Source organism: Rhodococcus sp. Z13_19A (assembly GCF_058133575.1).
The window spans coordinates 1,032,812-1,047,277 of record NZ_JBYUNN010000001.1 but is presented as its reverse complement, the minus strand read 5'-3'; the positions used below and the strand labels follow the sequence as shown (position 1 = coordinate 1,047,277).

Below are 14,466 nucleotides of genomic sequence, written 5' to 3'. Positions count from 1 at the left end.
GAGACGGATCCGGCACCGACGCCCACAACGGGCCTAGTAGTCCTCGAGTTCCTCTTCAATCCGCTCAGCAGCGGTCGCGATACTCCACACCCGGCGTTCGATCTCATCAGGGTCAATGAGTCCGAACAGCCGCCGCGAGTGGCTGTACGTCCCGAGCAACAGGCGGGCTCCGGGCAACCTCTTCAGCGACGTGTTGCCTGAGCCGCCGGCCGAAGCGTAGTAGTTGCCGAGGTCGGCCTCGTCAAGATGTTCGAGGGCGTTGCGCAGGTCTTTCAGCACAGCGTCCTCCTCTGGTGCAGGAGTTCCCTGCTCTTTGGCGAGTCGTGCTGTCCACCGCTCTACTTGGTGCGCAGCCCACACGAGATGGTTCTGGGCAGCCCACAGTCGCTGCCAGCTGGCGGTCAGCTCATGCTCGGTGACGGCCCACTCCCGGCCCCTGTCGAGCGCGCGGCAGTCCCCTTCATAGGTCTCCCTCAGCTTCCGGACCTCCGGGACCAGGCGACGGACCTCCTCGACCCAAACATCGACTAGGACCCCTGCTGTCTCCGCGGCTGTGATCACACTGTGTGTCTACCTCAGAGGTGTGGTGCACTAGTAAGCAGTTCGAGCCGTGTCGCCGCACATCGCAGCTCGCCACACCGCTACAGGCGATGCTTGCGCCCTGCGCGCTACCCCGGACTGTGCGGGCCATGCCCTCATCACGGACGTCGACCCCCACCGTGGGTTACCTCCTCGACACCTACACCCCCACGAGCCTCAACGAGGCGCAGTGGACGGCCATCGCCGACGAGCTCAAGGCCCTGGTGCGTGCCACCGACCCCGGGTCCTACTGGCGGGCGAAGAGCCTGCTCTCCACTACGACCCGGTTCGTCTCCCTGATCTCGCCGCATGGCGCCGTCATCTCGCTCTCCGAAGCGCTCACGCACCAGCAGCTTGCCCGTCACACGGCGCTCAGCCGGGCCGCTGGCAGCTCGGAGAAGACGCTGGCGAACGAGCGCGGCAGGCTCGTCCGGATCCTGGACGCCCACCTCGGCATTCCCCGGTCAGCGCCCTCCACTCCGAAGACGATGGTTGCCCCGCTACCCCCTGAGCTGTACAGCGCGGTGAAAGCCGCGCTGCAGGGTGACAGCGGCTCGGTGCTGACCCGTGCGGAGGTGCGGGCAGGCGCAGCGAAGGTCCGACCGCAACTACCTGGCGTCCACCCGGCCCGGCTGCAAACCGCTTGGGTGCTGGACGTCCTGAACCAGCCAGGCGCGGTCCGCAATCTCGCCCGGGCCCACCGTCTCACCCGGGACGACCTGGCGCTCGCGCTGCCGCACCTGGGAGCTGTCGACGACCACCACCTCGCTGTCCTACGAGACGGCCAGCCCGTATGACGCAGATCACCACTGGGGTGACTGCGTACGCCGAGCTACCCGGCACCAGTAAGGGGGCACCACACCTTCAACCCTGACCGGAGAGACCCATGGCCCCCACGATCAGCAAGGCCGAGATGCGCCGACGCCGCAAGGCCCTGCTCGACCAGCGCACCGACCCCGCCCCGTTGCCGCCCGACCTGGCCGCGAGACTGGAGGACTACCGTCCACGAGCCACTGAAGCCGAGTGGGCAGCCATCGAGCCGGTCTTCCGCGAGGTCATGCTCCGCAGCAAGGTCACCAGCCCCCGCACCTTCAAGGACACCCTCTCCCACCTGGCGCTGTACATGCTCGACGCGCACCGGTGCCACCGCCCCATCACCGTCGCAGCCCTGATGACCTACACCGGCATCGACACCTACGCCGCCAACCTGTCTTGCCCCAGCACCCAGAGCCGCGCCAGCATTCGCTCCGCACTCCGGTCGCTGGCACGCCGGGTCAACCCCGGGCCCGATGCGCCGCCCAAGCCACCGCCCATCGCCTACCGGGCGGTGCGCCCGCCCTACAGCGCCGACGAGGTCGCCACCATCGTCCGAGTGGCGACGACGCAACCCACCGAAACCTCAGGTCGCCAGCTCTCCGCCCTGGTCGGACTGGGGCTCGGCGCAGGCCTCGACTCCGAAGACTTCCGCGTCCTGCGGCGTCGCGATGTCGACGATCGTGGGGAGGCCGGCGGAATCCTGGTGACTATCACCTCCCGCACGCCGCGGCGGGTAATGGTGCGCCGGTGCTACGAGGACCTGGTCCGCAGCGGAGTCGCAGGCCTCCGTGAGACCGACCTCATCACGGGACGGACGGAGGGCCGCAGGAACGTCGGCAACAAGGTGGTCGAGCGAGCCACCATCCTCGGGGGCGCACCCCAGATCGAGCTCAGCCGCCTCCGCAGCACCTGGCTGACCTGGCTGTTGACCTGCCCTGTCCCGCTCTCGGTGATCATGGCCGCATCCGGACTGCGGTCAGCCCGCACCCTGACCGATCTGCTCGGCTACCTCGCCACCTCTGAAACCAGCACGACCGTGATCACGCGTGACGGCGAGGTCGGCTGATGAGCCTGACCCGCGGAGACCTTGAGCGAGCGCTACACGTCGTCGACTCCTCCGGCGCCGCGACATTGCTGGCGCAGGCGCTGAGGAAGGACCAGAGGGGACCCAAGGGGCAGCTGGCGCTGCACTGTCGGCTGTTTTTCGTCGGCGCCATCCTCAACGGTGGCCGGAAGGGCGACTTCGTCATCTCCCACATCCACAAACTGCTCACCACGGGCCTACCCCTGAACGATCAATACGCCCTCGGGATCGCCACAAAACTTCCCAACGAAGAGGTCAAGATGATCAGCGTCAGCGCCTTCTACAACCTCACACGCAAGATCGACCGCCACCTCGGCTACGGCACTGGTGAGCACCCCGACCTCAGCGCCGACGAGCGAGCACGGCGGCGCGACACGGTGGAATCCATCGCCACCGCCCTGCTCACCGCTACCCGGCTGCCCTTCACCTCCAGCAGCTTCGCGATCGACGGCACAGGAGTCTGGTCCTGGAGCATCGGCGGACCGAAAGCAAGCCCCAATGACGGCGGCCCGGTGGACGATGAGCAGGACCATGCCTACGCCAACCAGCTCGAGAAGGCAGCGCCGACCGCTAACCCCCTCACCCGGAGAGGGCCACAACGGTGCAGGGACGCCACGTGGGGATACAAGACCGCCCGCGTCGGAGGAAGGGAAATCTTCTTCGGCTACCAAATGCACGCGGTCGTCTCCGTCCCCAAGCTCGGCCACGACCGACGACACGTACCCACCGTCATCGCGGACTTCGACATCACCCCGGCCGACGAGGACATCGTCGACGTCAGCCTCGGCATCCTCAGGCGCATGCAGGCACGGGACATCGCCGTGGACGAGCTCCTCGCCGACCGCCACTACAGCTACAAGACCCCCGATCGCTGGGCTCTCCAGCTCGAAGCACTAGGCATCGCACCGGTCCTGGACCTGCACGAGAACGACCAGGGTTGGCGCGAGTACCAGGGCGCCAAGCTCGCCGCAGGAGTGCCGCACTGCCCGACCACCGCCGCTGACCTCGGGCGGCTGCCGAGTCCTTCCCCCACCCAGCCGATAAAGGTGCGCCGACAACACCACGCCGACATCGAGCGCAGGCAGCTGCTCGCCTTCACCCGCAACGGTAGGACCGCGCCCCGCAAGACCGCCTCCGGGGAGACCCTGCCCGGCAAACCGCGGTACATGTGCCCGGCCCGCGCTGGCTCAGTCGGCTGCCCCCTCGTGGCCGGAAGCGAGGCTGTGGCAACCATCACGGGCCTGCCGGTCATCCAGAACCCGCCCACCAACCCTGGCAAGTGCTGCACCCAGACCACCATCACCATGCAGAACGACGCCCAGCGCAAGCTGTGGCAGGAGCACTACTGGGGAGGCGCCACCTGGCGAGCGAGCTACGCCCGGCGCACCTACGTCGAGGGTGTCTTCGGCAACATCAAGAACTCCTCCACCGAGAACCTAGAGCGGGGACACTTCCACATCACCGGGCTCACCATGGTCCGTCTGGCGCTCACCGCTGTCGCGGTCAGCTACAACATCCGCCAGCTCCGCGACTGGCACACGCAGTACCAGACCGGCCCCGCCGAGCACCCGCTGCTCCAGCCCGAGGCAGACAACCATGGCTGGAAGTGGCTCAGCGCCACCGAAGCCGAGGAGGTCGCTCAGCGGCACGCTGCGGGGGATGACGTCCTCGTCGAAGCGGCTGCGTAACAACCTGAAAACCACGAGAAGCCCCGGCCTGAGGCCGGGGCTTCTCGTGCTGTCAACCTACTAACTGTTCGTGATCAACTCACTAACAGCTCTCGGTGGGCGAGGGGGGACTTGAACCCCCACGTCCCGGAGGACACTGGCACCTGAAGCCAGCGCGTCTGCCATTCCGCCACTCGCCCGAGCGACGCGGGGAAGATTAGCACGCTGCCGGGGGGCCGTTTGACGGCCTCCCCATCAGCGATGCCGATACGATCGGCTGACAAGGCACGATCTGGACAACTCAGGAGGAGGGCCGCAGTGGGCATCGTCCAACGCTTCGAGCGCAAGCTCGAGGACGCTGTCGGAGACGCCTTTGCCCGGGTGTTCGGGGGCGGGGTGGTTCCGCAGGAGCTGGAGCAGGCTGTGCGCAGGGAAGCCTCCGACGGCGCCCGCCAGCTTCCCGGTGGCCACTGGCTCGCCCCCAACAGCTATGTCGTGGCACTCAGCACCTCCGACCACACCCGCCTCGCCGGGGACCAGCGCAAGGCTGCGGACATGCTCGCCGGGTTCGCCCGTGACGAGATCGACCAGCACGCCTGGCAGACCTACGGCGGCGTCGCGGTGCGCCTGGAGCCCTCCGACTCCCTGCACACCGGGCAGTTCCGCATCACCTCGAGCGTCGACCCCGACGCGGTGCACGCCATGCCCTACCGCCCGCCCGCACCGAGTTCATCCGAGCACGTGCCGCACCCCCAGCGTGGGTCTGGTGACCTCGCCCACCTCTCAGGAGCAGCCCCCATGAGCCAGGACAACGGCTTCGACCGCCACCCCGAGGGGCAGGGACCAGACTCCGCGCCGCGGGCACCCTGGCAGCCCGTCAGTGCCGCCGAGGACGCGGGACCCGGTGCCGAGCCGGGCGAGCGCTCCGGTGGCTACCCAGCACCCGCCGCACCGGACGCCCCCGCGGCCAGCGGGCCCCAGGGCCCCGCGCCCGCCGCACCGCAGGGCGGGTACCCCTACGGCCCGCCGGCCGGCTACCCCCAGGGCGGCTACGCGGCGGGCGGGCACGGCCAGCCTCCGGGCTACCCGCAGCCGGCCGAGTCCTTCGGGTACCAGGGTCCACCGCAGCAGGGTGGCTACCCGGGCGGGTACTCGCAGCAGGCGGAGCGCCAGCGGCCGCAGGACCAGCCGGGCAACGGTCAGGCTCCGGATCCGCGCGCAGGTTATGCACAGCCCCCCGCACCGGGCTACGGGCAGCCGCCCGCATACCCGCAGCAGCCGGGCTACGCCGACCCCGGGTACGGCCAGCAGCCCGGCTACCAGGGTGGATACCCGCAGCAGGGTGCTTCCTACCCGTCGCAGGGGCACCCCAGCCAGGACTCCGCACCGGCCTACAGCGGCGCCGGATACGCCCCCGCGGGCTACTCGCAGCCGAGCTATCCACAGCAAGGGCCGAGTTATCCACAGCCGGAGAACAACCCGGGCTCAGAGCAGGCCTACCCGCAGTCGGGCGGCTTCGAGACCCAGGTGGGCTACTACGACGAGCGCTACGGCGGCCCGCAGGCCAGCGCGAGCCAGGGCCTGACTGCGTCGCTGCACCTGGACGACGGCAGCGGCCGTACCCACACGCTCAAGAACGGCAGCAACGTGGTCGGCCGCGGGCAGGACGCCGACTTCCGCGTGGCGGACACCGGGGTCTCCCGGCGACACCTGGAGATCACCTGGGACGGCAGCGTGGCCATGCTCACCGATCTCGGCTCCACCAACGGCACCGCCGTCAACGGCTCACCCGTGCAGAACTGGCAGCTCGCCGACGGCGACGTGATCCGCGCCGGCAGCTCGAACGTCGTGGTGCACATCCAGAATTAGCTAGAGTCCTCAGCCAGAGCTTGGGGCGCCGTCACGGGCACCTCCCCACCCGGTACCCGGTACGGCGGTGCCACACTGCAACAGCCACCGGACAACCACGAGGGAGGTGCTCGCAACCGTGCAGGGACTGATCCTCCAGCTCACCCGCGGCGGCTTCCTGATCCTGCTGTGGCTGTTCGTGTTCGCGGCACTGCGGGTGCTGCGCACCGACCTCTACGCCGCGTCCGGGCTGCGGGTGGCGCTGCCCAGCCAGACCAGCACACGCCCGCGGCAGTCCCGGCGCAACCCGAAGGTCGCCCGCCAGCTGGTGGTCACCCACGGCGCGCTGGCCGGCACCCGCATCACCCTGGGCACCCAGCCGGTGCTGCTGGGCCGGGCCGACGACTCCACGCTGGTGCTCACCGACGACTACGCCTCCACCCGTCACGCCAAGCTCTCCCCGCGCGGGACGGACTGGTACGTCGAGGACCTCGGCTCCACCAACGGCACCTACCTCGACCGGGACAAGGTGACCTCACCGGTACGGGTGCCGCTGGGCACCTCGGTGCGCATCGGCAAGACCGTGATCGAGCTGCGCCCATGACCCTGGTTCTGCGATACGCGGCTCGCAGCGACAGGGGATTGGTCCGGTCAAACAACCAGGACTCCGTCTACGCCGGTCCCCGGCTGCTGGCGGTGGCCGACGGGATGGGCGGTCACGCCGCTGGTGAGGTGGCGTCCAAGATCGTCATCGCCGCGCTGGCCCCGTTGGACGACGAGGACCCCCGCCAGGACCTGCTGCTGCAGCTGGAGAACGCCACCCACGCCGGCAACGACGCCATCACCGACCTGGTGGCCAACGAGCCCGAGCTGGACGGCATGGGCACCACCCTCACCGCGATGCTGTTCTCCGGCAAGCGGCTGGGCATGGTGCACGTCGGCGACTCCCGCGCCTACCTGCTCCGCGACGACGTGCTCACCCAGATCACCCACGACGACAGCTTCGTGCAGTCACTGGTGGACGAGGGCCGGCTCACCGCCGACGAGGCGGCCAACCACCCGCAGCGCTCCCTGCTGCTGCAGGCGCTCACCGGCAGCGACGTCGAGCCCAGCCTCACCATCCGCGAGGCGCGCGCCCACGACCGCTACCTGCTCTGCTCCGACGGCCTCACCGGCCCGGTCAGCGACGAGACGCTCAAGGACACGCTCCAGATTCCCGATCCCGAGGACTGCGCCGACCGGCTGATCGACCTGGCCCTGCGCAGCGGCGGACCGGACAACATCACCGTGATCGTCGCCGACGTGGTGGACGTCGAGTACGGCGAGGACCGCCCGATCGTGGCCGGGGCGGTCTCCGGGATCGACGAGGTGCAGGACACCCCCAACACCGCCGCCGGCCGTGCGGCCGCGGTCAACCCGGCACGGGTGGGACCCCAGCAGGTCGGGCCGCCCCCGGAGCCGGCCGGCAAGCCCCGCAAGCGGCTGTGGCGCCGGCTGGTCGCCCTGCTGGTGCTGCTGGTGCTGCTGGTGATCGCCACCCTGGTGGGCCGCGCCCTCATCCAGTCCAACTACTACGTGGGCGTGCGCGACGACAAGGTCGCGGTGTTCCGCGGCGTCAGCGGCAGCATCCTCGGGGTCAACCTGCAGGGTGTCGCCGAGCAGGCCTGCCTGGACACCAGCGGTGAGCTGCGCCTGTCCGATCCTGCCGCCGGCGACGGCTGCACCGCGCTGCGCCTGACCGACCTGCGGCCCTCGGCCCGCTCCCAGGTGAGCGCGGGGCTGCCCGACGGCACCCTGGACCAGGCCCGCCAACAGATCAACCAGCTGGTGCGCACCGAGCTGCTGCCGCTGTGCGGCGAGGAGGCTGCAGCATCGCCGGTGCCCGCGGCCCCGTCCGGGCAGCCGTCCTCCACTCCGCAATCCACTGCGCCGGCCCCCACCACCCCGAGCCTGAGCCCGCTGGACCCCGGGGCGACCGCAGGCAACGAGCCGCGGGGCACCGACCTGCCCGTGCCCAGCCCCGTCGCGGGCCAGGACTGCCGGGGCGCGGGCTGATGCCCAGCAACGGCCCGGCCAGCCCGCCCGCCGGTCTCTCCGTCAGCCCCGAGGCGCGCCCGCGCCGCGGGGCCGAGCTGCTGATGCTCGCCTTCGCCGCCGTCATCACCACCTCCGCCCTGGTCCTGGTCGAGGCCAACCAGGACCAGACGCTCTCCAGCGACCTGCTCGTGGTCGGCGGCGCCTACCTGGGGATCTTCGCCCTGGCGCACCTGGCCGTGCGGCGCTGGGCGACCTACGCCGACCCGCTGATCCTGCCGTGCGTGGCGCTGCTCAACGGCCTGGGCCTGGTGATGATCCACCGCATCGACCTGGCGGGAGCCGCCACGGCGTCGCAGGCCGGGCGAGTGGTTCCCGGCGCAGACGCTCCCGGTCAGCTGCTGTGGACCACGCTGGGCCTGGCCTTGTTCCTGGCCCTGCTGTGGTTCGTCCGCGACCACCGCAGCCTGGCCCGCTACGGCTACACCTTCGGCCTGCTCGGCCTGGTGCTGCTGATCACCCCGGCGGTGCTGCCGGCCCGCTTCAGCGAGGTCAACGGCGGCAAGAGCTGGATCCTGCTGTTCGGCTTCTCCATCCAGCCCGGCGAGTTCGCCAAGATCCTGCTGCTGATCTTCACGGCGGCGTTCCTGGTGGCCAAGCGCGACCTGTTCGACACCGCCGGCAAGCACGTGCTGGGGATGGACCTGCCCCGAGCCCGCGACCTGGCACCGATGCTGCTGGCGTGGGGCGTGTCCATCGCGGTGGTGGTGTTCAACAAGGACCTTGGGTTCGCGCTGCTCATCTTCGGCACGCTGCTGGTGATGCTGTACATGGCCACCGAGCGGGTGAGCTGGCTGCTCATCGGTGGCGGGCTGTTCCTGGCCGGCTGCTTCGTGGCCTACCACCTGTTCTCCCACGTCCAGGTGCGGGTGCAGACCTGGCTGGACCCCTACGAGACCTACGACACCGGCGGCTACCAGATCTCCCAGTCGCTGTTCGGCCTGGGCACCGGCGGGGTGGGGGGCACCGGGCTGGGCGCTGGGCGCCCGGAGACCGTGCCGTTCGCCAAGACCGACTTCATCGTCGCCGCCATCGGCGAGGAGCTGGGCCTCATCGGTGTCGGCGCGGTGCTCATGGTCTTCACGGTGCTGGTCATCCGAGGCATGCGCACGGCCATCGCCGTCCGCGACACCTTCGGCAAGCTGCTGGCCGGCGGGCTGGCGTTCACCCTCGCCTGGCAGGTCTTCGTCGTCGTCGGTGGCGTCACCAAGCTCATCCCGCTCACCGGCCTGACCACGCCGTTCGTGTCCTACGGGGGATCGTCCCTGCTCGCCAACTACATCCTGGTGGCCATCCTGCTCCGCATCTCTGACGCTGCCCGCCGCCCGGCGCAGCCCCGTCGCCCGCGCACGACTCCGTCCACTCCCATCGCGGACGCCCCGACGCAAATGGTGAAGCGCCCGTGAACAAACCACTTCGCCGGGTGGCGTTCGCCGTGATGGTGCTGATCGTGGCGCTGCTGTGCAACATCACCTACATCCAGGTGTTCCAGGCCGACAGCCTGCGCGCCGACCCGCGCAACCAGCGGGTGCTGCTGGACGAGTACTCCCGCCAGCGCGGGCAGATCTCCACCGGTGGCCAGGTGCTCGCGTCGTCGGAGGCCACCTCCGACCGGTTCAAGTTCCTGCGCCAGTACCCGACCAACCCGCGGGTGTACGCCCCGATCACCGGCTACTACTCCATCCAGTACGCCACCACCGGCATCGAGCGGGCCGAGGACTCGGTGCTCAACGGCTCCGACGACCGCCTGTTCGGTCGGCGGCTGTTCGACCTGATCTCCGGGCGCGACCCGCGCGGGGGCAACGTCAACCTGACCATCGACCCCCGGGTGCAGCAGACCGCCTACGACCAGCTCACCTCTCGCGGCTACACCGGCTCGGTGGTGGCCATCCGGCCCAAGACCGGGGAGATCCTGGCCATGGTCAGCACCCCCAGCTACGACCCGAACGCGCTGGCCAGCCACGACGCGAACGTCCGGCAGCAGGCGTGGGCGGCGCTGCAGGACGACCCCGCCTCCCCGCTGACCAACCGGGCCACCTCGGAGACCTACCCGCCCGGCTCCACCTTCAAGGTGGTGACCACGGCGGCCGCCCTCGGCGAGGGGAAGATCACCCCGAACAGCCAGGTGACCGCCGCCCCGCGGGTCACCCTGCCGGGCACCACCACCACGCTGGAGAACTACAACGGCACCACCTGCGGCACGGGCGCCACGGTCACCTTCGCCGAGGCCTTCGCCCGCTCCTGTAACACCGCCTTCGCCGAGCTCGGCGTGGCGGAGGGTGACGCGGCCCTGCGGGCGCAGGCCCGGGCGCTGGGCATCGGCACCCCCGCCCAGGACATCCCGCTGCCGGTGGCCACCTCCGAGCTGGGGCCGATCGACGACGACGCCGCCCTCGCGCAGAGCGCCATCGGCCAGCGCGACGTGCGGGTGACCCCGCTGGAGAACGCCGTCATCGCCGCCACCGTGGCCAACGGCGGTGTGCGCATGCAGCCCTACCTGGTGCAGAGCCTGCAGGGGCCGGACCTGTCCCCCCTCGGTGACGCCACCTCCCCCAAGGCGCTGGACCGGGCCATGTCCCCCCAGACCGCAGCCACCCTCACCCAGCTGATGGTCGGCGCCGAGGCCCGCGCGGGCAGCGGCGGCGAGATCAACGGGGTGCAGATCGCGTCCAAGACGGGAACCGCCGAGCACGGCGCCGATCCCAAGAACACCCCACCGCACACCTGGTACATCGCGTTCGCCCCCGCCAAGGACCCGCAGGTCGCTGTGGCGGTGCTGGTGGAGAACGGCGGCAACCGTGGGCTGGCCGCCCTCGGGTCGTCGGTGGCCGCCCCAGTCGGCCGAGCCGTGATCGCCGCAGCCTTGCAAGGAGTTCCCCGATGAGCCTGAGTGCAGGCGCCGTCCTCGCCGACCGCTACCGACTGTCCGGCCTGATCGCCGTCGGCGGGATGGGCGAGGTGTGGGAGGCCATCGACACCCGGCTCAACCGCCGCGTCGCCGTGAAGGTGCTCAAGCCGGAGTTCTCCTCCGACTCCGAGTTCGTCGACCGCTTCCGAGTGGAGGCGCGCACCGCCGCGGCGCTGAACCACCCGGGCATCGCCGGGGTGTACGACTACGGCGAGACAGCCACCCTCGACGACGGCCAGCGCCACACCGCCTACCTGGTGATGGAGCTGGTCGACGGGGAGCCGCTCTCGGCCGTGCTGGCCCGCGAGGGTGCCCTGGACCTCGAGCAGGCGCTGGACATGCTGGAGCAGACGGCCCGCGCCCTGGCTGCGGCGCACAACCGTGGCATCGTGCACCGCGACGTCAAGCCCGGCAACATCCTCATCACGCCCACCGGCCAGGTGAAGATCACCGACTTCGGCATCGCCAAGGCCACCGACGCCGCCCCGGTCACCCGCACCGGCATGGTGGTGGGCACCGCGCAGTACATCGCCCCCGAGCAGGCGCTCGGGAAGGAGGCCACCCCGGCCAGCGACATCTACGCCCTGGGCGTGGTGGGCCACGAGGCGGTCTCCGGCAGCCGCCCGTTCACCGGCGACAACCCGCTGTCGGTGGCGATGATGCACGTCCGCGACCAGCCGCCCGCACTGCCGCCGCACGTGCCGGCCACCATCCGGGTGCTGCTGGAGTCGGCGATGGCCAAGGACCCCCAGCAGCGCTACGCCACCGGGGGGCAGTTCGCCGACGCCATCGCCGCGGTGCGGGCCGGGCGCTCCCCTGCGCGACCGGCCGGGGCCGCGACCCCACCGCTGCCGGCTCCGCCCCCGCGCACCCAGCGGATGGCTGCCTCTCCCGTGCCACCGGCGGCTCCGACCGGGGCGACGCAGGCCACCGACTACTCCCCGGTCGCCCAGCAGCAGCGCGCCAGCGCCAACAAGGGGCTGCTGGCCATCCTCGCCGTGCTGGTGGTCGCCCTGCTCGGCGTGGGGGGCTGGGCGCTGCTCAGCTCTGCTGGCGGTGACGACGACGGCCCGCCCAGCGTGCCGGTGCCCACCACCACCCAGGCGCCCGCACCGAGCGCGACCACCCAGGTCCCCACCACCACGCGGGCGCCCAGCACCACCCGCGCGACCACCACGACCGAGGCTCCCAGCACCACCGAGGAGCCCACCACGACCACCCCGCCGCCGGCGCCCACCACCACCACGGCTGCGCCGCCGACCACGACGCAGCGCACGACCACGGCGACTGTGCCCCCCACCACCACCAGCGCGCCCGCCCCGACGGTGCCCAGCGCCACCGGCGGACGGGGCACCACCGGCGGTACCGCGCCCACCAGCAACGGGTCCACTGGAAGCGCCGGCGCCACCGGCACACCCACCCCCACGGCCACTTCCGGTGGCGCACCAGGAGCAACGACGGGATGAGCACCCCACGCAGGCTCTCCGACCGCTACGAGCTGGGGGAGACGCTCGGCTTCGGCGGCATGTCCGAGGTGCACCGCGGGGTGGACCTGCGGCTGCACCGCGACGTCGCGGTGAAGGTGCTGCGTGCCGACCTGGCCCGCGAGCCCTCCTTCTACCTGCGCTTCCGCCGAGAGGCCCAGAACGCCGCAGCGCTGAACCACCCGGCCATCGTGGCGGTGTACGACACCGGTGAGGCGCACACCGACGAGGGCCCGCTGCCCTACATCGTGATGGAGTACGTCGACGGGGAGACCCTGCGCGACCTGCTGCGCGCGGAGGGACCGCTGTCTCCCCGTCGGGCCATGGAGATCATGGCTGACGTCTGTGCGGCGCTGGACTTCTCCCACCGCCACGGGATCATTCACCGCGACGTCAAGCCCGCCAACGTGATGATCGACCGGGCCGGCGCGGTGAAGGTGATGGACTTCGGCATCGCCCGCGCCATCGCCGACGGCGCCTCCACGATGACCCAGACCGCCGCCGTGATCGGCACCGCGCAGTACCTCTCGCCCGAGCAGGCCCGCGGCGACCACGTGGACGCCCGCTCCGACGTCTACGCCGCAGGCTGCGTGCTCTACGAGCTGATCACCGGCGAACCGCCCTTCACCGGTGACTCCCCGGTGGCCGTGGCCGTGCAGCACGTCCGCGAGGACCCGCGCCCGCCGTCCACCGTGCACGCCAACGTGCCGGCCACCCTGGACTCCATCGTCCTCAAGGCGATGAGCAAGAACCCGGCCAACCGCTACCAGAGCGCCGGGGAGATGCGTGGCGACCTGGTGCGGGTGCTCGGCGGCAACCGGCCGACGGCCCCCTCGGTGATGACCGACGCCGAGCGCGACACCATCCTCGGGCCCACCGGTGCGCTGAGCGCGGCCTCGCGCCGGGCCCGCGCCGAGGAGGACCTGCGGCTGGACGACAACGGCGCACACCACGACCAGCGTCGGCGCAAGGGGCTGCTGGCCGCCCTCGCCGTGGCGCTGGTGGCCGTGCTCGCGCTGGTCGGGGTGTTCGCCTTCGCCTACCAGAGCGGGCCGGTGAAGACCACCGTGCCGGACGTGCGCAACCAGCCGCTGGCCGTGGCCGAGACCATGCTCAGCAGCGCCGGGTTCAGCGCCAAGCGCGAGTTCATCACCTCCGCCACGGTGGAGAAGAACTCGGTGGTGGACAGCGCGCCCCCGGTGGGCAGCTCGCAGGAGAAGGGCTCGGTGATCATCCTGCGGGTGTCCTCCGGTCCGCCGCAGGCCACGGTGCCGCAGGTCAACGGGTTGTCGCTGCCGGAGGCCACCGCGGCGCTCACCAACGCCGGCTTCACCGTCGCACCCAACCCGGGCCGGGCTGTCTCCAGCGCCCAGCTGCTGGACAAGGTGGTGGACAGCAACCCCCGGTCGGGCACGCAGACCAACGCCAACGGCACCGTCGCCCTGGTGCTGGGCAGCGGACCGCAGCTGGTGCCCGTCCCGCAGGTGGTGGGCCTGGACGTGGGGTCGGCGCAGGGCAACCTCAAGCAGCTGCAGTTCGCCAGCCGGGTGGAGAACGTCGACTCCTCCGCCCCCCAGGGCAAGGTCGTCGCCCAGCAGCCCGCGGCCGGTGGCTCGGTGGCCCAGGGATCGACGGTGACGCTGAGCGTCTCCCGGGGCAACCGGGTGGCCATGCCGGACCTGGTGGGCATCACCACCGCCGCTGCGCAGGCCTCCCTGGAGGCGGCGGGCTGGAAGGGCGGTTCTGCGGGGCTGTCCTCCACCGCGGTGGCGGTGACCGACCAGTCTCAGCAGGGCCTGGTGCAGGGGCAGAGCATCACTGCCGGCACCGACATCGACACGACCACGCCGATCGCCATCACGGTGGGCCGCTTCCAGGCCCCCACCACCACGCCCCCAGCGCCGACCACGCCGCCCGAGGTGGCACCCATCAGGTGCCCGGTGCCTGGCATCGCCCTGCCGCTCGGCTGTGTGCCCTGAGCGGTTC

At 71.0% G+C, this 14,466-nt stretch carries 11 protein-coding genes and 1 tRNA gene; 10 read left to right on the top strand and 2 right to left on the bottom strand.

Annotated elements, in window-relative coordinates; all coding sequences use genetic code 11:
* Window positions 1-33: 33 nt before the first annotated feature.
* The gene (locus AC3YNX_RS04855; RefSeq protein ID WP_489994758.1) at window positions 34-561 is read right to left on the bottom strand and encodes a hypothetical protein; all 528 of its coding nucleotides are present in this window, start codon (window positions 559-561) and stop codon (window positions 34-36) included.
* A gap of 158 nt (window positions 562-719) precedes the next feature.
* On the opposite strand from AC3YNX_RS04855, the gene AC3YNX_RS04850 reads away from it, so the two are divergent.
* The 3 genes from AC3YNX_RS04850 (at window position 720) to AC3YNX_RS04840 (ending at window position 4,167) form a co-directional block, all read left to right on the top strand.
* Window positions 720-1,376: a hypothetical protein gene (locus tag AC3YNX_RS04850; protein WP_489994757.1), complete on the top strand. Its 657-nt coding sequence runs from the start codon at window positions 720-722 to the stop codon at window positions 1,374-1,376.
* A gap of 89 nt (window positions 1,377-1,465) precedes the next feature.
* Entirely contained in the window at window positions 1,466-2,461 is a 996-nt protein-coding gene (locus AC3YNX_RS04845; RefSeq protein WP_489994756.1) for a hypothetical protein, read from the top strand.
* The gene (locus tag AC3YNX_RS04840) at window positions 2,461-4,167 is read left to right on the top strand and encodes a transposase (protein WP_489994755.1); all 1,707 of its coding nucleotides are present in this window, start codon (window positions 2,461-2,463) and stop codon (window positions 4,165-4,167) included. The genes AC3YNX_RS04845 and AC3YNX_RS04840 overlap by 1 nt, the downstream gene beginning before the upstream one ends.
* A 96-nt stretch (window positions 4,168-4,263) precedes the next feature.
* Here the strand turns inward: AC3YNX_RS04840 and AC3YNX_RS04835 are convergent.
* Window positions 4,264-4,346: transfer RNA gene (locus AC3YNX_RS04835), tRNA-Leu, on the bottom strand.
* Window positions 4,347-4,464: 118 nt separating this feature from the next.
* Here AC3YNX_RS04835 and AC3YNX_RS04830 point away from each other — a divergent pair.
* The 7 genes from AC3YNX_RS04830 to pknB all read left to right on the top strand — a co-directional run bounded on the left by AC3YNX_RS04830 (window position 4,465) and on the right by pknB (window position 14,459).
* On the top strand, window positions 4,465-6,015 hold the full coding sequence (locus AC3YNX_RS04830; RefSeq protein ID WP_489994754.1) for an FHA domain-containing protein: 1,551 nt from the start codon (window positions 4,465-4,467) through the stop codon (window positions 6,013-6,015).
* A gap of 118 nt (window positions 6,016-6,133) precedes the next feature.
* Complete coding sequence (locus AC3YNX_RS04825) at window positions 6,134-6,598, top strand: FHA domain-containing protein FhaB/FipA (protein ID WP_127781592.1); 465 nt, start codon at window positions 6,134-6,136, stop codon at window positions 6,596-6,598.
* Complete coding sequence (locus tag AC3YNX_RS04820; protein ID WP_489994753.1) at window positions 6,595-8,049, top strand: PP2C family protein-serine/threonine phosphatase; 1,455 nt, start codon at window positions 6,595-6,597, stop codon at window positions 8,047-8,049. The genes AC3YNX_RS04825 and AC3YNX_RS04820 overlap by 4 nt, the downstream gene beginning before the upstream one ends.
* Window positions 8,049-9,494 carry an FtsW/RodA/SpoVE family cell cycle protein gene (locus AC3YNX_RS04815; RefSeq protein ID WP_127781589.1) on the top strand — a complete coding sequence of 482 codons (1,446 nt, stop codon included), beginning with the start codon at window positions 8,049-8,051 and terminating at the stop codon, window positions 9,492-9,494. Before AC3YNX_RS04820 ends, AC3YNX_RS04815 begins: the two co-directional genes overlap by 1 nt.
* The gene (locus AC3YNX_RS04810; protein WP_127781587.1) at window positions 9,491-10,972 is read left to right on the top strand and encodes a peptidoglycan D,D-transpeptidase FtsI family protein; all 1,482 of its coding nucleotides are present in this window, start codon (window positions 9,491-9,493) and stop codon (window positions 10,970-10,972) included. The genes AC3YNX_RS04815 and AC3YNX_RS04810 overlap by 4 nt, the downstream gene beginning before the upstream one ends.
* Window positions 10,969-12,462: a serine/threonine-protein kinase gene (locus tag AC3YNX_RS04805; RefSeq protein ID WP_489994752.1), complete on the top strand. Its 1,494-nt coding sequence runs from the start codon at window positions 10,969-10,971 to the stop codon at window positions 12,460-12,462. Before AC3YNX_RS04810 ends, AC3YNX_RS04805 begins: the two co-directional genes overlap by 4 nt.
* Window positions 12,459-14,459, top strand: coding sequence for a Stk1 family PASTA domain-containing Ser/Thr kinase (pknB, locus tag AC3YNX_RS04800; RefSeq protein ID WP_127781583.1), 2,001 nt, complete (start codon window positions 12,459-12,461; stop codon window positions 14,457-14,459). The genes AC3YNX_RS04805 and pknB overlap by 4 nt, the downstream gene beginning before the upstream one ends.
* Window positions 14,460-14,466: the final 7 nt, after the last annotated feature.